This window comes from Heyndrickxia sp. MSNUG (assembly GCF_049532715.1).
GTDB lineage: Bacteria > Bacillota > Bacilli > Bacillales > Cytobacillaceae > Mesobacillus.
In genome coordinates this window covers 867,009-891,147 of sequence record NZ_CP150978.1, presented here as the reverse complement: position 1 = coordinate 891,147, position 24,139 = coordinate 867,009, and the positions used below count along the sequence as shown (strand labels likewise).

Annotated in this window: 22 protein-coding genes and 1 riboswitch; of the genes, 5 read left to right on the top strand and 17 right to left on the bottom strand. The window is 42.3% G+C overall.

Going from position 1 to position 24,139, the window contains the following annotated elements; translation table 11 throughout:
• Positions 1–55 precede the first annotated feature (55 nt).
• The 8 genes from AABM38_RS04415 to AABM38_RS04380 form a co-directional block, all read right to left on the bottom strand.
• Complete coding sequence (locus AABM38_RS04415) at positions 56–1,033, bottom strand: NERD domain-containing protein (RefSeq protein WP_423409316.1); 978 nt, start codon at positions 1,031–1,033, stop codon at positions 56–58.
• A gap of 282 nt (positions 1,034–1,315) precedes the next feature.
• On the bottom strand, positions 1,316–2,650 hold the full coding sequence (locus tag AABM38_RS04410) for a sigma-54-dependent transcriptional regulator (RefSeq protein ID WP_423409315.1): 1,335 nt from the start codon (positions 2,648–2,650) through the stop codon (positions 1,316–1,318).
• Positions 2,622–4,730 carry an ATP-binding protein gene (locus AABM38_RS04405; RefSeq protein WP_423409314.1) on the bottom strand — a complete coding sequence of 703 codons (2,109 nt, stop codon included), beginning with the start codon at positions 4,728–4,730 and terminating at the stop codon, positions 2,622–2,624. The genes AABM38_RS04410 and AABM38_RS04405 overlap by 29 nt, the downstream gene beginning before the upstream one ends.
• Positions 4,727–5,734 (bottom strand): ABC transporter substrate-binding protein, encoded by a 1,008-nt coding sequence (locus AABM38_RS04400; protein WP_423409313.1) that lies wholly within the window; start codon positions 5,732–5,734, stop codon positions 4,727–4,729. Before AABM38_RS04400 ends, AABM38_RS04405 begins: the two co-directional genes overlap by 4 nt.
• A 181-nt stretch (positions 5,735–5,915) precedes the next feature.
• Positions 5,916–6,818, bottom strand: a complete 903-nt coding sequence (gene gnd / locus AABM38_RS04395) for a phosphogluconate dehydrogenase (NAD(+)-dependent, decarboxylating) (RefSeq protein WP_423409312.1) — start codon at positions 6,816–6,818, stop codon at positions 5,916–5,918.
• A gap of 149 nt (positions 6,819–6,967) precedes the next feature.
• Positions 6,968–7,828 (bottom strand): MurR/RpiR family transcriptional regulator, encoded by an 861-nt coding sequence (locus AABM38_RS04390; protein ID WP_423409311.1) that lies wholly within the window; start codon positions 7,826–7,828, stop codon positions 6,968–6,970.
• Between the two features lie 128 nt (positions 7,829–7,956).
• Positions 7,957–8,709, bottom strand: a complete 753-nt coding sequence (gene map, locus AABM38_RS04385) for a type I methionyl aminopeptidase (protein ID WP_423409310.1) — start codon at positions 8,707–8,709, stop codon at positions 7,957–7,959.
• A 392-nt stretch (positions 8,710–9,101) separates the two neighbouring features.
• Entirely contained in the window at positions 9,102–9,617 is a 516-nt protein-coding gene (locus AABM38_RS04380) for a type 1 glutamine amidotransferase domain-containing protein (RefSeq protein ID WP_423409309.1), read from the bottom strand.
• A 209-nt stretch (positions 9,618–9,826) separates the two neighbouring features.
• Between AABM38_RS04380 and AABM38_RS04375 the strand changes: the two genes are divergently transcribed.
• The gene (locus AABM38_RS04375; RefSeq protein WP_335375267.1) at positions 9,827–10,102 is read left to right on the top strand and encodes a late competence development ComFB family protein; all 276 of its coding nucleotides are present in this window, start codon (positions 9,827–9,829) and stop codon (positions 10,100–10,102) included.
• A 153-nt stretch (positions 10,103–10,255) separates the two neighbouring features.
• Here the strand turns inward: AABM38_RS04375 and treR are convergent, their stop codons facing one another.
• Positions 10,256–10,981 (bottom strand): trehalose operon repressor, encoded by a 726-nt coding sequence (gene treR / locus AABM38_RS04370; protein ID WP_423409308.1) that lies wholly within the window; start codon positions 10,979–10,981, stop codon positions 10,256–10,258.
• Positions 10,982–11,423: 442 nt separating this feature from the next.
• Between treR and AABM38_RS04365 the strand changes: the two genes are divergently transcribed.
• The gene (locus AABM38_RS04365; protein ID WP_423409307.1) at positions 11,424–11,744 is read left to right on the top strand and encodes a helix-turn-helix domain-containing protein; all 321 of its coding nucleotides are present in this window, start codon (positions 11,424–11,426) and stop codon (positions 11,742–11,744) included.
• A 218-nt stretch (positions 11,745–11,962) separates the two neighbouring features.
• Here AABM38_RS04365 and AABM38_RS04360 read toward each other — a convergent pair whose 3' ends face one another.
• Entirely contained in the window at positions 11,963–12,109 is a 147-nt protein-coding gene (locus AABM38_RS04360; protein ID WP_423409306.1) for an anti-repressor SinI family protein, read from the bottom strand.
• Between the two features lie 29 nt (positions 12,110–12,138).
• Positions 12,139–12,224: riboswitch (cyclic di-GMP riboswitch) on the bottom strand.
• Positions 12,225–12,885: 661 nt separating this feature from the next.
• On the opposite strand from AABM38_RS04360, the gene AABM38_RS04355 reads away from it, so the two are divergent.
• Entirely contained in the window at positions 12,886–13,230 is a 345-nt protein-coding gene (locus tag AABM38_RS04355; RefSeq protein ID WP_423409305.1) for a helix-turn-helix domain-containing protein, read from the top strand.
• Between the two features lie 371 nt (positions 13,231–13,601).
• On the opposite strand, the gene AABM38_RS04350 is transcribed toward AABM38_RS04355, so the two are convergent.
• The 5 genes from AABM38_RS04350 to motA form a co-directional block, all read right to left on the bottom strand.
• Entirely contained in the window at positions 13,602–14,513 is a 912-nt protein-coding gene (locus AABM38_RS04350) for a pseudouridine-5'-phosphate glycosidase (RefSeq protein WP_423409304.1), read from the bottom strand.
• 12 nt (positions 14,514–14,525) lie between these two features.
• Positions 14,526–15,623, bottom strand: a complete 1,098-nt coding sequence (locus AABM38_RS04345) for a carbohydrate kinase (RefSeq protein ID WP_423409303.1) — start codon at positions 15,621–15,623, stop codon at positions 14,526–14,528.
• Between the two features lie 668 nt (positions 15,624–16,291).
• Entirely contained in the window at positions 16,292–17,512 is a 1,221-nt protein-coding gene (locus tag AABM38_RS04340; RefSeq protein ID WP_423409302.1) for an MDR family MFS transporter, read from the bottom strand.
• Between the two features lie 121 nt (positions 17,513–17,633).
• Positions 17,634–18,401, bottom strand: a complete 768-nt coding sequence (motB, locus tag AABM38_RS04335; RefSeq protein ID WP_423409301.1) for a flagellar motor protein MotB — start codon at positions 18,399–18,401, stop codon at positions 17,634–17,636.
• Complete coding sequence (gene motA / locus AABM38_RS04330; protein ID WP_423409300.1) at positions 18,394–19,188, bottom strand: flagellar motor stator protein MotA; 795 nt, start codon at positions 19,186–19,188, stop codon at positions 18,394–18,396. Before motA ends, motB begins: the two co-directional genes overlap by 8 nt.
• A 224-nt stretch (positions 19,189–19,412) precedes the next feature.
• Here motA and AABM38_RS04325 point away from each other — a divergent pair, with 224 nt between their 5' ends.
• Positions 19,413–20,894, top strand: a complete 1,482-nt coding sequence (locus AABM38_RS04325; RefSeq protein ID WP_423409299.1) for a methyl-accepting chemotaxis protein — start codon at positions 19,413–19,415, stop codon at positions 20,892–20,894.
• Positions 20,895–20,985: 91 nt separating this feature from the next.
• On the opposite strand, the gene AABM38_RS04320 is transcribed toward AABM38_RS04325, so the two are convergent.
• Complete coding sequence (locus AABM38_RS04320) at positions 20,986–21,360, bottom strand: DUF1992 domain-containing protein (RefSeq protein ID WP_423409298.1); 375 nt, start codon at positions 21,358–21,360, stop codon at positions 20,986–20,988.
• Positions 21,361–21,537: 177 nt separating this feature from the next.
• Here AABM38_RS04320 and AABM38_RS04315 point away from each other — a divergent pair, with 177 nt between their 5' ends.
• Complete coding sequence (locus AABM38_RS04315; RefSeq protein WP_423409297.1) at positions 21,538–23,355, top strand: solute:sodium symporter family transporter; 1,818 nt, start codon at positions 21,538–21,540, stop codon at positions 23,353–23,355.
• Positions 23,356–23,399: 44 nt separating this feature from the next.
• Here the strand turns inward: AABM38_RS04315 and AABM38_RS04310 are convergent, their stop codons facing one another.
• Positions 23,400–24,053, bottom strand: a complete 654-nt coding sequence (locus AABM38_RS04310) for a peroxiredoxin (protein ID WP_423409296.1) — start codon at positions 24,051–24,053, stop codon at positions 23,400–23,402.
• Positions 24,054–24,139 lie beyond the last annotated feature (86 nt).

Here is a 24,139-nt window from a genome sequence, read left to right as displayed (position 1 = left end):
TGTGACATTTTTGCAGGTGTGCGGGAAGGCCATATTGAAGAGAGTTGCATTTCGTTTAATTCCATAGTTCATAGTCTTTGCTTGGTATATAAACCTTTCCTTTTTTTGAGCCGTGGCTTTCCAAATCCATTGTAGAAAGCATTCTTTTAGCTTGGTGGATTGAAGAGATATTAAGGAAATCGCAAAATTGCCGGCTTGTGATAGCGGGACCGAAAATGATGAAGTAATCCTTGAGTGTAGCAATATGGGCATTTTTAGAAAGATATCCGCATTGGTTACAGACCCAGCTGCCATGAATCCTTCTCATGCCGATATGGGCACATTCCGGACATTGAACTCCCTTTTTGATATGTTCCATGGGCAAATTCATTGTACTAATATCAGGAACATAAGGCTCATGGCTTTTCAAAAGCAGTTTAACGATCTTCTTGCTTTCTTTTGTTGATAAAAACTCCTTTTGGTACTTGTCATTAAAAGATTGAATCTTAAAAGAAACGGCTGGCGTTTTGCATACTCTCCTGCTCACCTCCATATTGTTGTCAGGATTTCTAATCATAGCCTGCGAGTTGCTGACTGAAACAAGGAATTCGATTGGCGGAGGGGAGAATTGATTTTTTATAAGAAAGGATTTAAGTTGCGAAGCCTGGATTCTTGTTTGCAGGATTGGATCCTGATACACTTTTTCATTGCCATTTAATGTTTGGATCAAATAGTTGAATTCTGTATTTATATCTAGTATGCCTGCGTAGTTTTTGGAATCAATGGAAAGCATGAATGTGTTTGATATAAGAAGGGAGTCGATTTGGAAGTGGGTATTGTTGTGGGGAATTCGTAAATCATGTAAAATCTTAAATTTTGAATGGTCAAATTGCGAAAGATGGTAGTCTAGCTCTTTTTCACCTTTATAACCAGCCAACTTTCTGGATAATCTGTTTTCAAATTCTGTCTTGCGCTGTAAATCTAAGCTAAATCGCCTCAAAATCGTCTTCAAAATAGTAATTTCTTTTGGAAATTCTCTGTATTTTTCAATCAATCATGTCACTCCTTTATTTTTTTCGCTTCAAAATAACAATTCTATTTTCATTTTACACTACCTCTTTTTGTTCGAAAAATTTTATAGCGAAAATTATAGTATTATAGCGATTTTTCCATTTTTATAGCGAAAAAAATTTTTTTATAGCGAAAATAAACTTTTTATAGCGAAAAAAGAAATATTATAGCGAACTGGAAATTTTACTCGTTTTTTTCCAGTTCGCTCACCTTAAACTATTCCTTCAAACCATATTGATCGTTTTTCTAGTTCGCTCTCCCAAAACTATTCCTTCAACTCATACTGATCAATTTTCCGATACAAATTACGAACGCTGATTCCTAGTACCTCTGCTGCTTTTGTCTTGTTCCAATTCATCTGTCGCAATGCATTCTCGATATGGATTTTCTCCAATTCCTCGAGCGAGCAGAGCTGTGTCTGGACAGGTGCAGCATGACTAATTTTTACATGCGGCAATAAAAAATCCTCCGCTTCAATCAAGTTTCCTCTCGATAGTAACACGCCGCGCTCAATTAGATGGCTCAGCTCGCGCACATTTCCGGGAAAGTCATATTTTTCGAGCGCTGCCAATGCATCTGAAGAAAGACGCAGCAATGGGTCCTTCGTCTTGCCGATAAAATAATCAATCAGCGCAGGCAAATCCCCTTTTCTTTTGCGCAATGGCGGAATCGTCAGCTTGACGACATTCAACCGGTAATAGAGATCTTCGCGGAAACGCCCTTCGGCAACCTCTTTCTCCATATCGCGATTCGTTGCGGCGACGACCCGAACGGTGATATGCCGTTCCCTGACATCTCCCACCCGGCGGAACTCGCCTGTCTCGAGGAAGCGCAGCAATTTCACCTGAAGAGCCAGCGGCATTTCGCCGAGCTCGTCTAAAAATAACGTGCCGCCTTTCGCTGCTTCAACTAATCCCTTCTTATCCTGGCTTGCTCCGGTGAACGCGCCGCGGGTATGACCGAACAATTCACTTTCCAGCAAATGCTCAGGCAATGCACCGGAATTAACGGGGACGAACGGCTCTTCAGAACGGCTGCTCCAATAATGCAGTGCCTTGGCGAACAGCTCCTTCCCGGTCCCGCTCTCGCCTTCGATCAGCACGGGTACGGCACTGTCGGCAATCCTTCTGGTCATCTCCAGCACTTCTTTAAAATTGGCACTGTCGCCGATAATATTGAATTCATTATGCTGGGCGATGATTTTCTTCATGCTGTCATTCTTTTCTTTCAGCCTCTTATTTTCAACGGCCTTGGCAATGGTCAACTCCAACTCTGATAGATTGTAAGGTTTCGCAATATAGTCAAAGGCGCCCACCTTCATCGCTTCGATTGCCGTATCGATCGTTCCATGGCCAGTTAAAATCAGAACTTCAGTGTCAGGCTGGAGTTTCTTTGTTTCTTTTAACAGTTCAATTCCATCCATGTTCGGAAGGCGGATATCATAGACTCCGATGTCATAATCGTTCTTTTTCACAAGCTCAAGCGCATCCTCAGCCGTGCCGGCGCTGTCTACTTCAAATCCCTTGCGTTTTAGCCGTCTTACCAAAAGCTCAAGCAAATCCTGTTCATCATCAACGACTAGCAATCTGGTTGCTGACATCGTCCCCCACCTCCATGAATTCCTTTGCCGGCAGCTGGATTTCTACTGTCGTCCCTTCCCCCGGCTTGCTGTCAATCTGGATATTCCCGCCGAACTGCTGGATGATGCCGTAGCATACCGATAAACCAAGACCTGTCCCCTTGCCAATCGGCTTTGTTGTAAAAAATGGATCAAACAGCTTATCCATTGCTTCCGGCGGAATCCCATGACCGCTGTCTGTTACCTTAATTGAAATGGCATGATCCTTATGGAAAACAGAAAGAAGGAGTCTTCCTTCGCTTTCCATTGCATCAACCGCGTTGTTGATCAAGTTGACAAGCACTTGCATCAACTTCAAACCGTCACCCGTAACAGCAGGCAATTCCTCTTCCATCATAAGCTCAAGCTGGATTCGCTGCTTTTTCAGCTGATGCTCAACAAGGCTGACGCTGTTTTCAATCATTTCTTTTACATTGATTTGGTCCTCGGTCCAATCATTCTTCCGGGAAAAATTAAGCAAGTTCCCGGTGATACGCTTGCAGCGCTCTGTATTTTCTTTTATTTTCCGGAGATAGTGCTCCATTTCATCCTCATCCAGATCTTCATCATCAGCCTGGAGACGGTCGATCAAATCCTCTGCATACACATTAATGGTCGCAAGCGGATTGTTAACCTCGTGGGCAAAGCTTGAAGCCATGATGCCGAGCGCGCTGAGCTTATCCGTTTGGATCATCGATTCTTCCATCTGTTTTTGTTCGGTGATATCTTCAAGCACAACGAGGAATTCACCTTCTTCTTCAATCGCATGGTTGAGCGGAAATACTCTGTGCCTGAAAATCAGCTCACCATTGGCTCCATCCTTGAATTTCATCACTTCGTCCGCCATTTTCCCCAGGTCCGGACAGGTAATCGGACAATTGACGCATGGAGTGCTCTCGCCGCCAATGACCGCATAGCATGGCAGCGTCAGGAGCTCATCTTTTAGCCAGCTTTTTAAAATTGGATTCATCCAGGTAATGCGGTACTCTTTTGTGACCAGTGCCAGGCCCGCTCCAATCCCGTTCACGACGACATCAAGCCGTTCTTTTTCCTGTTCAAGCTGCCTGGATTTCTCGAGCAGCTCCTTGCTCATATCGTTAAAGGAATCCGCAAGCTTGCCGAGCTCATCGCTTCTTTTCATCTTAAGAGGACGTATGTTGCGTCCCTGTTTGAGACGGTTCATTTCCCGATCAATCAACTCAATCGGCCTTGTAAAATATAGCCCAGCCCAGACGCTGATCAGGCTGACAGTCAAAATCAGCAATGCAACCGCACCGATTCCATTCTGCAGCATCCGGTAGATTGGGGCAAAAGCCGTCGACTTCGGCTGCTCCATCACGAGCACCCAGTTCAAATCGTCCAGCTTCGACGTCACGCCAATTTCGTCATCATCACCAGAAGGCTGTTTATGCCAAAGCTTGCTGTAATCCTGATGGGCAATGATCCGTCCCTTCTCATCGACAAGGTAGATATAGGATGAATTATCCTGGCGCATGGATGATATTTTGCCGATCATCTTTTGCAGCTGGACTACGACCCCGATTGCTTTTTTCGTATCATTTTCATAAAATGGAATCGCCAGCTTCATGACCGGCTGGCCGTATTGATTGAACTCAACCTGCCCGTAAACCTTATCATCCGTTTGCAGACTGAACCACATATCGTCAGAGAACCACTTTTCTTTTTCCCCTGGAATATTGAGTTCATAGCGTGAAACTCTTTTCTCCACATAGCCTTTATCGTCGGCCACGATGACTTCCTCGACGGAATCGCTTTGCTGCAGCAATTCATACAAAGCGCTCTTTTCCTTCTTTAATTGATTCATTGACGCCAGTACATGAATCCGCTGGAATGTCTGGTTGAAGTCAAACTCTATTTCTCGCGACAGGTTTTCGAGCATCAAATTTTGTTTTTCAAGAATCCTTGATTCGAGGTCCGATTTTACGTAAGAATAGTAGTAAATGCTGATCAACAAGAGCGGGATCGTGGACATCACTACCCCAAATACAAGCACCTTGTTTCTGATGGTTTGTGAATGCATGAATTCCAGCAAACTCTTCATCGCTTTCGCCCTCCCTGCGCTTCAGGGTGAATCAAGTCTGCGATATACAGCAAATCCTGGTTATACGTGACACCGAGGGATTCCTTTGTTTGCTGATTGATCACGAAGCGAATGCCATCTGGAAGTTCAACTGGCAAATCGGCGGGCTTGTTTCCCTGCAAGATGAGGCTGACAAATCTGGATGCCTGATATCCCTGTGAATGAAAACTGGCACCGTAGCTTGCAAGCAGTCCATTTTCCGCTTCAAAATCATACAGACCCATAGAAGGTATTTTCTTCTCCTCGGTAAGCTTCACGATCTGATCGGTGAGTGATTCAATTCTGAAGCTTGGCAAGATAAGGATTGCATCCTTCTTCCCTGCATTTTTCCATAAAGTGTTGAGACATTCTTTAGAGCTGGCATCACATGGAACCACTGTGACTCCTAACGTCAATGCCGCTGCCTTCGTTTCCTGCAGGCTTAACTTGCTGACCTCAATTTTACTGTCAAATAGGACATGAACCTTTTCAATCTCCGGCACGAGAGATGTCAGCATTTCGAGCCGCTTGCCAGAAATGCTTTCATGGTAGTTGTTGATTCCGGTAAAAAGTCCTCCAGGAGACTTGTAATCCTCAATCAGACCGAGTTCCTTTGGTGCAGCAATGCCAGCAAAAACGACAGGAATTTGTTTGTGCTGCTGATCCATTTTTTTCTTTAAGCTCTGCGTCTCAATTCCGCCAAGCGTCACGATCAAGTCAGGTTCTTCTATAAGAAGCTGATCTATTTGTTTGCTTAGCCGCTCTTCATCATCTTTGGCATTCATCACTCTATACTGAACTTCTGGACGGCTGTACCCGAGATCCTCTAGACCATCTTGTAAGCCGGTAAACTTTTCATATCGGTTTTCGCCAATCATCAGGATTCCAATCTTAACCGGTTTTACCTCCTGAATTCCAAGCCAGGCATATAGAATCGCCGAAACGGCAATCATCGTCAGAAAAAAGAAATACCATTTTGTCTTCATGGACAACACCCTTCATTCCGTGTCTTCATTTCCACTATAACGGAAAATGCAATGTTGCCATCTTGTAAAAAAGGATAATTTTATGAACGTATTGGGGTATGTGTGAGGAAATCGAGAAGTATTTATTAAAGTCTTTAAATATGAAAAAAGGCTCCCCTCGTTGTCGAGGAGAACCTTAATATTAGTTTTCTTTTCGTTCAACAGCATGTCCGCCGAATTCGTTTCTTAATGCGGCAACGACTTTTCCTGTGAATGTATCGTCTTCTAATGAACGGTAGCGCATCATTAATGACAATGCGATGACTGGTGCAGCTGTCTGCAGGTCAAGTGCTGTTTCGACTGTCCATTTTCCTTCGCCAGATGAATGCATCACGCCTTTTATGCTTTCTAGCTTAGGCTCTTTCGAGAATGCATTTTCCATTAGTTCCATCAGCCAGCTACGGATAACGGAGCCGTGGTTCCACACGCGTGAAACTTCTTTATAATCGTAATCGAACGGGCTTTTTTCAAGAATCTCAAAGCCTTCAGCGATTGCCTGCATCATGCCGTATTCGATTCCGTTGTGGACCATTTTCAGGAAGTGGCCGCTTCCGACCTTGCCTGTATAAAGGTAGCCATTTTCGATTGAAATATCTTTAAAGATTGGTTCTACATGTGCGAACACTTCAGCATCGCCGCCGATCATTGTACATGCACCGTTTCGTGCACCTTCCATGCCGCCGCTCGTACCAACATCCATGAACTGGATGCCTGATGTTGAAAGTTTTTCTGCACGTCGCAATGTATCCTTGTAGTTTGAGTTTCCGCCGTCGATCAGAACATCTCCAGCCTCTAGATGTGGAATGAAGCTTTCAATTACCTGGTCGATCAGGTCTCCAGCAGGAATCATCAGCCAGATGACACGTGGTGTTGGCAGCATTTCCACCATTGCTTTATAATCAGCGGCAATTTCTGCCCCTTTAGCTTCAATATTTTTCATTGCTTCCTGATTGATATCATTTGCCACAACTTCATGGCCGTTTTCCATTAAATTCAGTACTAAATTAAAGCCCATTTTTCCAAGGCCAACCATTCCAAGTTTCACGTAGATGCACTCCTTTTTCGTTATAACCAGATAGTATCAAATATTTTTTCATATGTATAGGTAAATATGAAAATTTTTTTCATCGTTTTAAAACTAATTAGTACCTCGTATACGGAATTGCGAAATTTTTTCATCATATTAAAAACTAATCAGTATCTCTTAATCGAAATTGCTTCACGTATTTTCTGCAGATTGCCTAGTGTTTCCTCCTGCTTCCTGACGGATACGGCTACATGCAGAACATCGATCAAGCTAAGCTGCACAAGTCTTGATGCAAGGGCTTCCGAGCGAAAATAAGTTTCTCGTGACGTTGTATATAAGACATAGTCCGCTTCCTTCGTCAAAGGAGATTTATAGTGATTGGTAATGGCGATTGTCGCTGCACCATTAGCTTTTGCAATCCTTAATGCTTCTATGACATCTTTATTGCTGCCGCTATGCGAAATTCCTATTGCGGCATGACCAGGACCAAGCAATGCAGCCGAAATGATTTGCTGGTGGCCGTCGCTGTGAGCGTGGCAGTTGATGCCTGTCCGCAAAAATTTGTGATAGGCATCCATCGCGATTGCCGATGATCCTCCTGATCCGTAAAAATCAATTCTTGTTGCACGGCTTAATGTTTCCACGATAGTTTCAAGTACCTGACCATCCAGCAGATTCAATGTATCCTTGATGGCTTCAATGTGTCCGGTGAAAACTTTTTCCGCAAGAGTGAGGACCTCATCCTCTTCCTTGATTTCTTCATGGATATTCTTGATTGGCTCCACCACTTCGCTTGCAAGGGCAATTTTAAACGCTTGATAGCCGCGGAATCCAAGCCGTTTACAGAAGCGGAATATGGTTGCTTCAGCGACCGAACTGTTCTCTGAGAACTCGGTGATCGACAGGTGGATAATTTCCTGCGGGTTTTTCAATATGTAATCGGCCACAGCTTTTTCCCTGGAAGACAGTGAGGAGTAGATTGCTTTTATTTTAACAATGACATTTTGGGTACTGATTTCTCCAGCCATTCTTTCGCCCCCTTTGAACAACCTTTATTTTATCAAATTTTTTTTAAGTTTATTATGCATTGGTGAAAAATTTTTTCACCTCTATTAAAAAATAGAGCCTCAGCTGGTGCCGGCTCTATTTTACAATATTAATCTTCCTGTTCTGTTAAAATAACCGGGCCATCCTTCAAGATCGCAATCGTATGTTCATACTGAGCTGACAGCTTTCCGTCAATTGTCCTAGCCGTCCAGCGATTGTTGTCCATTTTCGTTTTCCATTCCCCGATGTTGATCATTGGTTCGATTGTGAAAACCATGCCTTCTTTAATTCTCGGGCCTCTCCCGGGTAATCCGTAGTGTGGGATATCGGGCTTCTCATGAATGACCGTTCCGATTCCATGTCCGATGAATTCACGCACGACAGAAAAACCTTCCGCTTCCACATACGACTGGATGGCGTGACCGATATCACCGATGCGGTTTCCAGGAACAGAGGCCGCAATCCCGCGGTATAATGCTTCCTTCGTCACATCAAGCAGCCTTTGTGCCTGTTCGCTGACCTCCCCAACAGCATAGCTCCAGGCAGAATCCGAAAGTGCACCGTTCAGGTTCACCACCATATCAATTGTGACGATGTCGCCTTCTTTTAACGGTTCTTTGCGCGGAAAGCCGTGGCACACTTCATCATTGATGCTTGCACATGTTGCATATTTATAATCACGGTAGCCCTTTTGCTGCGGAGTGGCTCCATGCTTCTTTAAATAATTTTCAACGAATTCGTCTATTTCCCAGGTCGTTACACCGGGTTTAATGAAAGTACGAAGCTTTTTATGGACTGAAGCGAGCAATTTGCCAGCTTCCTTCATCTTCTCGATTTCACGTGCCGATTTTAGAACAATCATTCTTTCATCTCCCTGATTCATACAATCTGATTCTATATTATCTTATACAATGTTTTTCGCAAAATGAATATTAATTTCCACACGTGGTTATGTAATGAGTTGGAATTTGTTTGAAGAAAAATGATTTTCAACTGAAATCTTGTAGTTTAATAAGAAATTGAGATGAGTAATGGCAGTCAGTTAATTTTCCAGAAGAAATTTAGTTATATAATCATTTAAATATGTAAGTGAATTTCAATCAAGTGATGGGGCGAAATTTTTTCTGGCGAAGTTCACAATTTATTTGACGAAAATAAAGTATATTGGCGAACTGGAAATTCCGAGCTGTTTTTTCCAATTCCAACTCACAAAAAAACCCTTCTCAAACTGCAGAAGGGTTTTCAGCTAAGTGTTTATTTTAACAAATTTAAAGCTTCTCGATTGAAGGCTGGAATATCCTTTGGCTCTCTGCTAGTGACGAGCTGGTTTTGACAAACGATCACTTCTTTGTCTTGATATTTCGCGCCAGCATATTCCATGTCCACTCGAATGGATTTATAGCCAGTTGCGTCTCTGCCTTCAAGTGTTTTTGCTGTTAGAAGCAGCTGCGGGCCGTGGCAGATGGCGAATACAGGCTTCTTTGCATCCATGAACGATTTGGCGAATTGGACGAAGCGCTCATCTTCACGGAGCTGGTCCGGAGAGAATCCTCCCGGGATAAATAACGCATCAAAGTCTTCAGGGCTCACATTGTCGATAGATTCATCGATCTTGACTTCTGCTTTTTTCTGCTTGCCAGTGACTGTTTTCCCTTTTTCCTTTTCAATTGTCATCACTTCATGGCCAGCTTCTGTAAAAGCCCTTGATGGCTCAAGATATTCAGAGTCCTCAAACATTTCGGTTATTAAGCAGGCAATTTTTTTAGACATATGGTCAACATCTCCTTATATATGACTTTATCTCCACTATTAAAGTTTCCCTGTTCTGTCTTACTAAAACATCTTTTTGCACATCCATTATCTAGGATAAAAGTAATCCTAAAGACCCATATTAATTTTAATATTTAAAATTTCATTTTATTATTTATTTAATCCTTTATAATTTATTGTAGGACTTCAATAGGGAGAGAAGGAGCACCATGAATATAAACTATGTAAACGTAATGGAAGAAGTGGTTTCTACTCTTGTCAATGTTTTGATGATGAGTCCTGATTACCAGACTTTTTGTAATTGTTCAAAGTGCAGGAATGATATCATCGCCATTAGCCTCAATACACTGCCAAGCCATTATGTCACAACCGAAGATGGCCGAAAAATGGTATTTGAGCAGCTAAATACCCAGGAAAACAGAGCCTGGATCAATAAAAGAATCATCAGCGCTATTCATTTGGTTGGAAAATATCCGAAGCATTAAGTAAAAATAGTTAAATCCATGTGGTTGGAAATATCCAAGCATTAAGCAAAAATAGTAATATCTCTGTGGTTGGAAAATATCCAAAGCAATAGTAAGCAAAATAGCAAACGGCTTCCCGCAAATGGGAAGCCGTTCTTTTTATAAAATATCATATTATATCGATTTCGTATCCATACGCCGGGCGAAATCAACGAACCGGAATTTGTCGGGACGGTGCCTGGATTCTGTATACTGGAATTGTGTAGCGTCATCGAAGTAAATATAATTCTTTACTACAACGATGGCATGATAACCTTCCATATCCAGTTGCCTACGGTCTTCCTCGGTTGGTTCCTCAACAGTGAATTCCTTTTTGGCAAAGCTGATCTTTTTTTCAAGCTTCTTCTCGATATATTCAAAAATGGAATTTTGACAGTTTTCCTTTGTTAGTCCAGGCACAAATCTCTCCACAAGAAAGTCCTTATCAAGGATGATCCTCTCGCCATCGATAAGCCTTACTCTTGTTACCTTCCACACTTTCTCATCATCATCGACATGCAGTTCTTTGGCAATTTCCCGTCCAGCCAGCTCCAATGTAAAATCCTCAACATTTGTTTCAGCCTTGCCTCCCAGATTCCCGGCAAGTTCTTTAAAGCTGACAAGCCCGGAAATCGGGAACTGATGTCTTTTTAAATCCAGAACCAGAGAGCCCTTTCCGCGAATCTTCTGGATGAATCCATTCTGCGCAAGCAAATTTAATGCTTTGCGAATTGTCTCCCTCGAAGTTTTATAGCTGTCAGCGAATTCATTTTCTGATGGCAGGATGGTTTTCGGCTGATAATGGCCATCTTGAATCAGTCTCGAGATCTCTTCATATATCAATAAATACTTTTTCTGCATCTTATTCCCCCATGCCTATACTGATTGCTATCATTTTACCTTTTTTTCTGTGTTTTGAGAACAAATGCGGTGCTAAAGGCTCTAATTAGATGGTTCTGTTAAGGTTCTTTGTGACTACTTGGGCTGAAAGTGTGATTGAAGATTGGGAAAAGCCTGAATCTGGAATAATGCTCACAAGAAGGAGTTCTCCCTGGACCTTATAATAAATTGGACATTCATTATCACGATCCTCAGACTTAAAATTATCTTGTATAATGTCGATATAAAAATAAACAATGGATATTCCACTAATTTTCCCAAGTTGTTCGCAGCAAAAACTTCAATAATCTACACTATGGGAAAACTAAATTGGTTATAATTGTTCTGTAAGCTGTTCTTAATATGGAACTATTTTAAATGATTTGTTATTATATAACTATAAATTGATAAGGTGTGGATAACTTTGATCGGTGAACGAGTAAAACGACTTCGACAGGAAAAGAAAATGTCGCTATCAGAACTGGCAGAACAGGCTGGCGTTGCGAAATCATATTTAAGCTCATTGGAGCGCAATCTTCAAACAAACCCGTCCATTCAATTCTTAGAGAAAATTGCTGCTGTCCTCCATATACCTGTTGACTATTTAATCCACGAACAGCCAGACAAAGAGAATATGGATTCTGATTGGGTGAAGCTTGTTAAAGAAGCGATGGATTCTGGAATTTCCAAAGACCAGTTCCGAGAGTTTTTAGAATTTAATAAATGGAAACTTCATAATAAATAAGTTTAAATGGATAGCCTGTAAAAGCTGTCCATTTTTTTTCATTCTTTTAACGGTGTAAAAGGTACCCACCTTTTCCGCAAGCAGCTAGCAAATATGCCGGGAGTGACCGAGTAGTAAAAGGGAGGGCTACTCACTATTTAAGGTTAACATTGCAGAAAAAATAAAAAGCACCTCCAAAAAGAGCTGCTTGATCAATTTTTTATTTTTATATGTAGGTTTTAAAGCTCAGTGCAAGGAGATTGACCATTGAAGTTCTTTAAAAACTCGCGGATTTCCTCTTTCTTCAAGCCCATTTCCAGTGCTTCCATGATTAACTGCATCCATTCTGTATCCAGTTCTTCGAAAATTGCCTTCTCACTAATCAATTTCTTCCCCCCAAAATACTATTTGTATTCCAGGCAGTCCGGCCATCATAGTACCTCGCACCTTAGATCCGTGACTTTGCGTCCCAGTTTTTCAACAAGTTTGCCTTTTTCTGTGCCTTTTATCATATCCTTAACTCCCAATATCATTGTATATGGTTCTTTTTATTTATAATGTAGGTATTTGTCGGTTACTTTTTATCGATTATTTCGTTTTTTTTCCACAGAATTACAAAAACACGTGTTGTTTTAGTTAGTTTTCAGAAATTTCAAGCTTTTTTAGAGGCTTTTTTGTCATATTTTATCCCTAATTGTTGAACAGTTTTTTTGTTCTTACCCCCAAAAATTATTGGCGGACTCATTAATAGTCGTTTCTTTTTTATATGGAGCGTTATTCCACCGGTTTAAAATGGTCACTTTTTCAAGAGAAACTGCTTGAAAAAAGGGATATCTAGTTAAATCGTGACCACAAACAGGGCAAAGCCATTCCCCTGCCTCACTGCTGCTATACGATGGACGCTTGCACCGATCACAGTTTTTCCTGTACATACCCTTCAAAACCTCCTGGGTCAGTCAAATCGACGAATTTGTTCTTAATAAAGTATAGTTCAATAGAATCATTTATGAAAAAGTCTGAAAAATGCCGAATAACCCCAAAAAATCAATCAAATCGTTCGTTTTAAAGAATTATCTCTGTTTTCCATACATTTACGTATTTTTAAAAGAACTAGATTGTTCGTTATAATGAATTGATGAATTGATTTAAGGAGAATAACAATATGATGGTTGGCGAGAAAATTAAAATTTTGCGGACAAGAAAAAAGTACTCGATCACTGAGCTATCTGAAAAAGCAAATGTGTCGAAATCCTATCTTAGTTATATTGAAAGAGGCATCCAGAAGAATCCCTCCATGCAAGTTCTCACTCGTCTAGCCAAAACCCTGGATACTACAGTTGAATATTTAACGGGGCAAGAGAAACAGGTTAACAAGAGTGGTATTCCAATTGATCAGGAATGGCTCTTGCTTGTGGATGAAGCGATAAAAAACGGGATCAGCAAAGAGGATTTTTCCTTTTATTTAGACTTTGTGAAATTCAAGAAACATATGAATAACGACAAATGATAACTTTACTTTTGGTTACTCAGTCACCCCCCATCCATCTTTTTGTTACTAATAAAATACAACTGCGCCTATCGATTTAGACCAATTTTTATTATTTAATGTACTAACATCATTCTGCCTCAAATTCATCGCAGTTGATTTCCATCATAAAAAACCCATTTAAAAAACAGCGACATAAGAAAAGCGCAAGCGCCTTGGTCAGCCCCGACAAGCGCTGGAGGTCCTGCCAATGAAGTCGTTCTTTGACTTCACTGGCAGGACCCAAGCGACTTGAGGGGCTAGGCGCTGGAGCTGGACATTTCTCGAAGTGGATTTTATACTTTCTTATTCATCAAAAAAAGAACCAGCTGATGGCTGATTCTTTTTTTAATCTATTTTGCAAGGCTGACAGCGATCAGCGCCCCCACCCTGGCATTATTTTTAACTAGGGCAATATTCGCTGCAAGACTCTTTCCTTCTGTTAATTCTTTTACTTTTCCCAGCAGGAACGGAGTAACTTGTTTGCCGCCGATTTGATTTTCCTTCGCTTCTGCCAGTGCCTTTTCTATGACACGATTAATGAGGCTTTCCTCAAGAGCATATTCTTCGGGAATCGGGTTCGCCACCACGACGCCCCCATTCAGCCCCATCTCCCATTTTGTCCGGATCATATCTGCAACTTCATTGGTCGTATCCAGGCGAAAATTCACATTGAATGGACTCGTCATCGAATAAAATGCAGGCAATGTGTCCGTTCCAAATCCCACGACTGGAACTCCGTATGTTTCCAGATATTCAAGTGTCAAACCAATGTCCAGAATTGATTTCGCTCCGGCACAGACAACGGCTACATTCGTGTTTGCCAGTTCCTGAAGATCAGCGGAAATATCCATCGTCACTTCTGCCTCGCGATGCACTCCGCCAATTCCTCCTGTGACAAATACTTCAATTTCGGCAAGCTCCGCGCAGATCATCGTCGCCGCAACTGTGGTCGCTCCATTTTTCTTGCAGGATAATAAGTATGGAATGTCACGCCTGCTCGCTTTTTCAACATCCTTGCTCTGTCCCAAATATTCCAGCTCTTCATTCGACAGGCCAATCTTTATTTTTCCATTAAGGATGGCAATTGTTGCTGGAACTGCTCCATTTTCCCGGATGATTGCCTCGACTTCTCTCGCAGTGTGGATATTCTGTGGATAAGGCATCCCATGGGAGATAATGGTAGACTCGAGCGCAACAATCGGCTTGCCCTTTTCCTTAGCTTCGAGTACTTCATGTGAAAATTCAAGCCACTTCTCTAGCATTCTATATCCCTCTTATTTAAAGTTTTGTTTGTACGTATCGAGCAATTGCTTGTTATTTAATATGGGGTTCACTGTTTCAATTGTCTGCAGTGTTAGTATCGAGCAGGCCATGCCAACCTTGCATGCATCCTCTGTCTGGATCCCATTTAGGTGGGCATAAATAATTCCTGCTACCAGGGAATCCCCGGCTCCGGTCACATCAATGACGGGTATGTTCGGTGGAATAAGCACACCCGCTTCACCTCTTGATGTAAAATAAACGAGCCCCTTGTCTCCCCTGCTAATGACAACCTTCTCGACACCCTTATGTATAATCATCTCAGCTGCTTTAAAGAAGTCGCCTTCATTTTCAATGCCGACTCCAGCAATGGCTTCTGCTTCCTCCTTGTTGGCGATCAGCCAGGTCACACCGGATAGATCCTCTGGCAGTTTTTTCGCTTTTGGCGAAGAAACGGGTGTTATGCAGAGCGGTATGTTTTCTTTCCGGCACCGCAAAATGATTGCCTTGAGGACATCTGCGGAAAAATTGGTATCAAGGATAATGAAATCAGAGGAAGCAAAATAGCCCCATTTACTCTCAATGAATTCTGTAGTGATAGAATCATAGATTGTCATTTCTGCCAGTGCAACGGCCATTTCCCCTTCATGATCCAGCACTGCCGTGTAGGCTCCAGTAGAATGCCCCTGAAGCGATTGCGATGGACTGACATCAGCAAATGCCTTCGTGTATTCCATGAGCCAGTGACCTTCAAAATCATCGCCTACGACGGTCAGCACACTGACATCGCTTCCGAGCCTTCCAAGATTTTCACCGATATTCCTTGCAACGCCGCCGCATGATTTAGAACTCTCTGCAGGATTTGAGGTGCCAAGTTCGAGCTGGTTTTTCGACCAGATTTTCCTGTCGATATTCGCACCGCCTACGCACAATACCTGACGTTTCTCAGGAAGGATATAGGCCCGCCCAAGTATTTTCCCTTGTTTAATAAAGGAAGAAATATAGCCTGCAGCCTCTGCACGTGATAAGCCTGCTTTCACAGCTAAATCGCTTTGGGAGATAAAAGGATCTTCTTTAATCAGTTTTAAAATCAGCGCCTCTTTTTCATTCATGATGCGCACCTCGCTATTTCCAAATACTAGCCAATATATAAATCTTAAACCTTTGTCAGAATATACACAACTTTATAAATGTATATTTTCTCATGGATTGTTCCTTTTCGAACGGCTCCTTGCCCTCCGCAGTCTTAAAGGTACAAGAGCCGATTCATTTGCATGTCCCAAGGCAAAAACAAGACAAAAAACCATGGCAATTTGACCGCCGGCTTGTAAGACTTCATGGCTGCTCTCCCTCAAAAACGGTCCATTTTACAACTAGCAAATAATTGTGAGAGAAACTTGAAATTATTGTGGGGAAATGTTGAAGTTATCCAGTGTGTTGCCTGTAAAAATGAGAAGAGTACAGAGGAAAATAACTATATTTTATAATTTTCTGAATTTTTACATTCAATTATGTCTATTTTGTGACAAAAAGAATATAATGTAAATACTATGCAACACTTATCAATTCATTAGGAGGACATGGACATGACGATTGTTCATATTTTAAACTTCTCCATTCCAATCGCGATGATGCTTGTAATTGGATTCACTGTGGATAAGATGTGCCAGCCTGATCCCGTTGAGCAGGAAGCTGAATGATTTATTAATTTTAATTTGAATAGCAATTTCTTTTTTAGAAACCAAAAAAGCAGGATTCCAGTGAATCCTGCTTTTTCACATTAATTTTTTACAATAGCTGGGGAAGTTTTCACAAATACCTTGTTCCCCTGTACAAAGAATAAGATGCTTCCTAGCACTGCAACGGCAATGACCGGAAATAATACAATGCCGCCAGCCTCCTTCAATAAGAATCCGCCCACAATCGGTCCGATAAAATGGCCGAGCTTGCGGAACTGGGCTGCCCCAAAATATGTCCCTCTCAATTCATCTGTGGCCAGTTGATCAACGAGATAGCTGCTCGAAGGAAAGATCAGTATTTCTCCTATTGTTACGAACAAAATAGCCAGAATGCCAGTGTACCAGCCAGAAACAAATCCAAATGTCAGCATCCCAACAGACAGGAAGACGGCTCCAGCCATCATGACCTGCATCGTTTTGAAGCGTTCTGCGAAATGGCTGAGTGGCATTTGCAGAATCACGACCATAACAGCATTTATCGACAGCATTACTGAATAAACGAAGACCCCGTTTGCAAGTGAAGATTCCAAATACTGAGGAACATTGGATTCAATTTGCGAATATCCGAAGTTGATAATGATGCTCCCCAGCACTAAATATAGCAGGGCTTTATCTTTTCCAATAATCCTTAAGGAGCTGGCAATGGTAACCTTGGCTGCCCCTTTACTGATTGGATTGCCGACATTGTACTTTTTCATCATTCCCGCAAAGATCAATAGATAAATGAAGTACATGATTCCTGTGACCATGAAGGCTGACTTTGCTGAAACAACGGCAAGATAAGCGCCTAGCAGCGGTCCGACGGAAGCACCAATGTTTATGGCTGTATAGCGTAATGAGAAGGCTCTCATTCTCTTGCTTTTTTCCGTCAAATCTGCAATCAGGGCCTGCCCTGACGGCTCAAAAAATGAACCGGAGAGTCCATTCATAGCATTTAGAATAATGAACCATGCCGGAGTTTCCGCAACCATAAAACCAAAATAGATAAGCGACATCGAGAAGAGTGAACCAATCATGACGGGCTTGCGTCCGAAGCGATCAGACAAATGCCCTCCTAAAAATCCCCCAATCACTCCGGACAATGGACTGATTCCAATGGTTAAACCGATCAGCACTGGGTGTAAATCCAGATTCCTTGATAAATAAATAGCCAGGAAAGGGAGTGTGGCGAATGCTGAACCCCTCGCCAGCACTGTTCCGCTTAGCAGAACCCAGACAATCGGGTGGAATTGCCGGTAGTAGCTTTTAAGTTTTTTATTCATATTATTTACCTCTTAAGTTAGATTCCTAAATCATAGCAAAAATCCAAAATTATGAAAATAGCATAAAAATAAAAATTTTCAAACGAAAAGCCGTCATCCATTAATGATGACGGCCTTCCTATTACTCTGGATTATTGCTTGTTCGAGGCAGGATTAGAATCTCTACCCTTCGGTTCCTTGCTTTTCCTTCTGCTGTTTCATTCGTAGCCACTGGCTGGAATTCGCCAAATCCCTTTGCACTGAACCAGCGCGGATCAAGCTTTTCATTTTTCAAGATGATTTTCATGAATTCTACCGCACGCATGACGCTCAGTTCCCAGTTCGATTCATAACGCGCATTTTTGATTGGGACATTATCTGTGTGTCCGCTGATGATGATATTCCGCGGAGGCTCCATAATCAGCAAATCAGCGATTTCGTTCGCGATGTTCAGATCGGTGGACCGGACCTCTGCCCTTCCCGATTCAAACAGGACATTATCCCTAATTGTCAACAGCAGGCCCTCATCTGTTAAAGAGGTGTTAAGCTTATCGTTCAGCTTCTTATCCTCTATATATGAATTGACCTTCTGCTGTAAGGCCAGCAGTTCCATTTGATCCTTCTCTGCCTCAGCCTGCTGATCATTCTTCTCTACATCTTCTTTTCGTTCATCAGGCGATTCCATCTGTCCTTCTGGCATTGGGCTTTGGAATTCAAATACGCCCGTTCCTCCTGAGAACACATCGTTAAATGCTTTTGATAGCATTTGGAATTTCACGGCATCAACAGAACTCATCGCAAACAAAACGATAAACAGCGCCAGCAGGAGTGTGAGCAAGTCGGCATAAGGAATCAGCCAAGATTCATCCATATGGTCCTCATGATGCTCCTTCTTCTTTCTCCTACTCATCCTTCGCCACACTGCTTTCTTCAAGGATTCGTTTTCGGTCGCCTGCCGGCAGATAAGAGGCAAGCTTCTGTTCGATCACTCTTGGCGCTTCGCCTTCAAGGATTGATAGAATTCCTTCAACCATCATGTATTTCACTTTTGCTTCCTGCTTCGATTTGCGCTTCAATTTATTTGCGAATGGATGCCACAGTACATACCCGGTAAAAATACCGAGCAATGTCGCTACGAACGCCGCACTGATCGCCCTTCCTAACTCGTCCGTATTATCCATATGGCTTAATGCTGCAATCAAACCTACAACTGCGCCAAGTACTCCAAGTGTAGGAGCATATGTGCCAGCCTGGGTGAAAATGGCTGCACCTGATAAATGGCGCTCTTCCATAGCTTCCACTTCTTCAGTCAACACATCTCTGATGTAATCTGCACTTTGACCATCGACTGCAAGTGATAAGCCATTCTTCAAGAACTCGTCATCTACTTCGCTTGTCTTGGCTTCAAGCGCCAGCAAACCTTCTTTTCTGGCTAGCTGGGCCCACTCAGAGAATAATCGGATCAAAGCCGGGAGATCCACTGTTTCTTTTTCCTTAAATAAAATCCCGAAAAGCTTTGGCACTTTTTTTAGTTCATTTGCTGGAAATGCTATTGTGACAGCTGCTACTGTTCCCACAATGATAATCAAGATGGCTGCTGGATTCACGAGTGCACTTGGGCTTACTCCTTTGAAGACCATCCCAACTCCTACCGCAATGATTGCTAAAATGACACCAATGATTGATGACTTATCCATTTACGACTCCCCTGTCTGCTTTGCATCTATTTCTATGTCGAACTTTTTGACTGTAATCAAGTATCTCTATTTATTTCGACACAATCTCGGAAATTTTAAGAGGTAAGAGAGGTTTTTATCAAAATGAATCGTTAAAAATATTTTTAAACTATGAGATTAATAATAAGAAACTTTATTCCGATATAACATATGTAAAGACACTTATCTTCAGAGGAGGATTCATTGTGGAGGCTATTGAAAATCTCCGCAGGCAGGATACGAGAAAGAAGAACACCTTGATGCTCAGCACCTATTCCGTATCTTTGCTGGCGACAACAGCATATACCATTATTGAAAAAGAACCATTTTTTAAAACGATGGTTTATGGAAGTGAATTACTATTTTTTGTCCTAAGTTATATCATTTTACAAGTTTTGTTTAAGAAAGAATCTTTTTTTCCATACGCAGCACTGGCCGTTATTTATCTTCATCATTTTATATACATCGGCCAATTTGGCGGCAATGGTGCATTCTTGTTAGTCCTTCTGTTCCTGGCAGTCTTTGCAGCCATCCACTTCGATACAAGAATTTTTGTAATAGGTTTTACTTTAGGATTAGCTGCAGTTGTCATGAACACCCTCATGGCAACTGAAAATGTTGATTTCTTAAGCACTAACTTTGCTGCAATCTTGCTTTGCTACATACTGCTTGGTGCAGTGTTATTCGTTTTGATTCGCTTGAACCGGAACACGTACAAGTCGCTTGAGACGTTCTTGGCGGATTCGGAAAAGGAAAAAGCCCGTAAAGAGGAGCATAGTTCATTGCTGCATAATGAGCTTCTCATTGTGTCAGAAAGTCTTGGTAAAATAAACGGCCAGATTCAAACCCATTTATCATCTCAAACAGAAATGAAAATAGCGGTAAACGAAATTTCAGCTGGAAGCCAGGTTCAGACAGAACAAATCAGTCAAATCTCTGAAAATGCAGAAATGACGAGACAACGGATGGATGAAATGTCCGAGATGTCCGTGCTGCTTTCTGATAATACGTTACAGGCTGCGAAGGCATCTGAAAACGGCTCGCTTAAGATCGGGGAACTGCAGGGAGACATGAAAGAGCTTGCCGGATCGATTTCTGAACTTAGCCAAACGTTCTCCATGCTGACACAAAAAATTGAGGAAACAAACGGCTTCATCGTTAACATTCGAAATATCACCGAGCAAACAAATCTGCTTGCATTGAATGCTTCAATTGAAGCAGCACGCGCTGGCGAGGCTGGTAAAGGCTTCTCCGTTGTGGCCAACGAAATTCGCAAACTGGCTGAAATGACAAAGGAAACAGCCTTGCATATCACTGAAAATCTTGCTGCTGTTAATGAAACAAACTCAGCTGCCCTTGAGAAAATGAATGACAGCAGTGAAAAGCTTGCACAAAGCAGAACCGCGGCAGACGAAGTCTCTGGCTTCTTCTTTGAAGTCAGCAGTACACTGCGCGAGCTTACCAATCAATTTGATCAGTTCGAATTAACTGTAAGTGACGTGAAACACCAGACAGGCGACGTCGAAGCATCAACAAGGGAACTGGCAGCCATCATTGAACAATCAACAGCAGGACTCGAAGAAATGAACGCAACCATCGAAACACTAAACGACGACAACCAAACCATCGCAGCCTACGTAAACCAAACAGCAACAGCAGCCGAAAAAATCAAAACACTCGGCACCTAAACACATCACCGCACCACCGTACTGGGGGTCAGACCCCCAGTGCTTTAAAACGTTAACGCGCCGGGGGTCTGACCCCCGGCGCGTTAATTTGTTAAAGTAGTTTGTTTTGGATTTTGGGTTCGTAGTTTTTGAATACGGATGAGTTGGTGGTGCCGCCTCTGCTTGACATGAGTTTGTTGTACTTAAGGAGCTTCTGGCCTAATTGCTGGCTGAGCTGCTCTTTTTCTTCTGGATTTTCACATTTGCGGATCAAATCTTCAATTGTCATGACTTCTTGCCTTAATTTATTTCCCTCAGGAGAGAATCCGCTATTCTTCAGCAGCTGGTAGGCCATCCTTAATTCCTCTGGCACTGCAGATAAATCCTCAAGATTCAGCGGTTTTCCATAACCAGGAAGGTTATCAAATTCCCCATCTTTATAGGCCCGCTTAATCCTGTCCTCTGAAACAATAAATGAAAAATCCATCAGAACCACTCCAGTCCTTCAATTTCACCTTATTACTATTATTATATTATTTTCTCCCATTTTTTCCTAATTATAAAGTTTAGAGTTTCACATTTTACCGCGTTAAAGGTTTAGCAAGTTAGCGAGCAGGATATTAAACAACATATATTATCATTACATAACAAGGGGTGTCTGTTAATGAACTTTGGGGGTATTGGCTTTACATTGATTTCAGCCACTTTTTTCATGGGGCTGGTCGCGTGGTATTCGTATGTGAAGACGAAGGGCGAGGTTAGTGACTCTGCGGGGTATTTCCTGGCAGGCCGAGGTTTGTCTGGCGGTTTTATCGCCGGCTCTCTCCTGCTCACAAACCTTTCAGCTGAACAGCTTGTCGGATTGAATGGACAGGCATATCGGACAAATTTGTCAAACATGGCCTGGGAGGTTACTGCAGCGTTCTCCATTATTATTATGGCCATCTACTTGCTGCCTAAATATCTAGGCGGCAATTTCACAACGCTCCCTGAATTTTTGAGCAAGCGATTTGACGAAGGCGTCAGACAGTATACTGTTCTTTTATTCATGTTAGGTTACATCTTCGTTACTGCACCATCCATGCTCTATTCTGGTGCTCTTGCTGTTTTGCAGCTGTTCAATTTCCCGGAACTTTTCGGTATTTCCTATGAGGCTTCCGTTTGGATCATCATCTGGATTATCGGTATTATCGGGGCTATTTATGCCATTTTCGGCGGACTAAAAGCTGTTGCCATTTCGGATACATTAAACGGGATCGGCTTGATCATCATCGGGCTGCTAGTTCCGATTCTTGGCTTGATTGCACTAGGTGATGGAAATATGTTCAGTGGAATGAAGGAAATTGCAACTGTCCACCCTGAAAAATTGAACTCAATTGGAACAGAAAAAGACTCCGTCCCTTTTGGAACGATTTTTACAGGAATGATTTTTGCCAACCTATTCTATTGGGCATCAAATCAATATGTTATCCAGCGGACATTAGGGGCCAAAAACCTTGCTGAAGGCCAAAAAGGCGTCATCATTTCTGGATTTTATAAATTATTGGTGCCTTTAGCAATGATGATCCCAGGCGTCATTGCCTTCCATATGTACGGCAGCAACCTGAAATCGGTTGATCTGGCCTATCCGGCTTTGATCTCCGATGTATTGCCAACCTGGATGTCCGGCTTCTTCCTGGCAGTCCTGCTTGGTGCGGTTTTGAGCTCATTCAACTCTCTTTTAAACAGCGCTGCTACCATGTTTGCGCTCGATATTTATAAAGCACGATTCAATCCTGATGCAGATGATCAGAAATTGATCTCTGTAAGTAAAATTTCCGGAACCTTGCTGGCAGTGGTTTCTCTATGTATTGCTCCATTACTGATGAATGCCCCTGAAGGTCTATGGGATTTGATCAGAAGATTTACCGGCTTCTTCAACATTCCAATTATCGCCATTTTACTCGTAGGTATTTTCACAAAACGAGTCCCGGCTCTTGCTGCAAAAGTGGTGATCATCTTCCACGTCATCACGTATTACATGCTGATCTGGGGTACACAGCAATTATTCAATTTTACCGTGCCGATCCACTTCATTCACATCTATGCAATCCTGTTCGTGGCTGAAGTTGTGATCATGATTGCCATCGGCTACTGGAAGCCAAGAACGACACCATATACGTTTCGTTCAGAGGCTGTCGTTAACATGATTCCGTGGAAATACTCATTACCGTTATCTGTCGTACTGCTGGCACTTGTGGCGATCATCTATGTCATTTTCTCACCGATCGGACTTGCTTATGCAGGTGGATTTGTTTCGAACTCATTCTGGCCGGCCATTGTTGGTATCCTGGCAGTAACACTTATCCTCTCCATTCTGACTATTAAAAAGTGGAACAAATCTTATGCTGGGTATTTGCAGAAGGAGAATGTTTCGGCACCACAGATGCTCAAAGGTAAAAATAAAACCGCGAAATTAAATCCAAGAACGACTGAATTATAAGCAAATCTTAAGGCCTATTAGATTTTCTAATAGGCCGTTTTAGTCTAATAAATGTCACCGTATCTGCGCTGATTTACTGGTGGCCCTGATCCATTCCCGATGTTCGATTGATCCGTATTGAAGCCCTGCTGGCCAAGCATCCAGTTCGCCGGTACGCCCTTCCCTGTTTGTTTTACATAAAGCAGTGCCTGCAACAGCCGAACATGCTCTGGCAGATTACGGCCAATTTTACGAGGATATACAAGCTTCGCTCTGATTATTTGCTCAGGGTCAATAAACACCGATGCTCTGAAAGATTCCCCTGTTGTTTCATCAAGTACCCTGTAGGCTCTGCTGATCATATGTGTCCTGTCACTGGCCATGGGAAAGGTAACATTTTTCAAGGGTGGAGAGGTTTCTAGAAATACCTTGTGCGAATGGACGCTGTCAGTACTGATTGAAACCAATTCAGCGTTCATAGCCTTTATATGTGGATAAACAGCGGCGACCGCCGCCAGTTCTGTCTGTCAAACAGGTGTAAAATCGTTAGGGTAAAAAAATAAAATGACCCACTTGCCTTTATACTCCTCTAAATTTATCTGGGTAATTGTCCGGTTAATCACTGCTTCTGCAGTAAAAAGCGGGGCATTGTCACCATGAGTCGCACAAAAAACATTTTGGCTTGGAGACAAATCGTTGGCGTAGATTTTTTTATCCATTGCAGCCACCCTCCTTTCAAGAAAATATCTATCTATACAATGTATATGCTGCAGTCCAAGAACTGATTTTTTATATTTCAGCTTGC

What these genes read in the sequence shown, in the direction of transcription:
- AABM38_RS04410 (WP_423409315.1), bottom strand. Translation starts at nt 2,650, where the DNA reads ATGTCAGCAACCAGATTGCTAGTCGTTGATGATGAACAGGATTTGCTT.
- AABM38_RS04405 (WP_423409314.1), bottom strand. Translation starts at nt 4,730, where the DNA reads ATGAAGAGTTTGCTGGAATTCATGCATTCACAAACCATCAGAAACAAG.
- AABM38_RS04400 (WP_423409313.1), bottom strand. Translation starts at nt 5,734, where the DNA reads ATGAAGACAAAATGGTATTTCTTTTTTCTGACGATGATTGCCGTTTCG.
- AABM38_RS04390 (WP_423409311.1), bottom strand. Translation starts at nt 7,828, where the DNA reads ATGGCTGGAGAAATCAGTACCCAAAATGTCATTGTTAAAATAAAAGCA.
- map (WP_423409310.1), bottom strand. Translation starts at nt 8,709, where the DNA reads ATGATTGTTCTAAAATCGGCACGTGAAATCGAGAAGATGAAGGAAGCT.
- AABM38_RS04380 (WP_423409309.1), bottom strand. Translation starts at nt 9,617, where the DNA reads ATGTCTAAAAAAATTGCCTGCTTAATAACCGAAATGTTTGAGGACTCT.
- AABM38_RS04375 (WP_335375267.1), top strand. Translation starts at nt 9,827, where the DNA reads ATGAATATAAACTATGTAAACGTAATGGAAGAAGTGGTTTCTACTCTT.
- treR (WP_423409308.1), bottom strand. Translation starts at nt 10,981, where the DNA reads ATGCAGAAAAAGTATTTATTGATATATGAAGAGATCTCGAGACTGATT.
- AABM38_RS04355 (WP_423409305.1), top strand. Translation starts at nt 12,886, where the DNA reads ATGATGGTTGGCGAGAAAATTAAAATTTTGCGGACAAGAAAAAAGTAC.
- AABM38_RS04350 (WP_423409304.1), bottom strand. Translation starts at nt 14,513, where the DNA reads ATGCTAGAGAAGTGGCTTGAATTTTCACATGAAGTACTCGAAGCTAAG.
- AABM38_RS04345 (WP_423409303.1), bottom strand. Translation starts at nt 15,623, where the DNA reads ATGAATGAAAAAGAGGCGCTGATTTTAAAACTGATTAAAGAAGATCCT.
- AABM38_RS04340 (WP_423409302.1), bottom strand. Translation starts at nt 17,512, where the DNA reads ATGAATAAAAAACTTAAAAGCTACTACCGGCAATTCCACCCGATTGTC.
- motB (WP_423409301.1), bottom strand. Translation starts at nt 18,401, where the DNA reads ATGAGTAGGAGAAAGAAGAAGGAGCATCATGAGGACCATATGGATGAA.
- motA (WP_423409300.1), bottom strand. Translation starts at nt 19,188, where the DNA reads ATGGATAAGTCATCAATCATTGGTGTCATTTTAGCAATCATTGCGGTA.
- AABM38_RS04320 (WP_423409298.1), bottom strand. Translation starts at nt 21,360, where the DNA reads ATGGATTTTTCATTTATTGTTTCAGAGGACAGGATTAAGCGGGCCTAT.
- AABM38_RS04315 (WP_423409297.1), top strand. Translation starts at nt 21,538, where the DNA reads ATGAACTTTGGGGGTATTGGCTTTACATTGATTTCAGCCACTTTTTTC.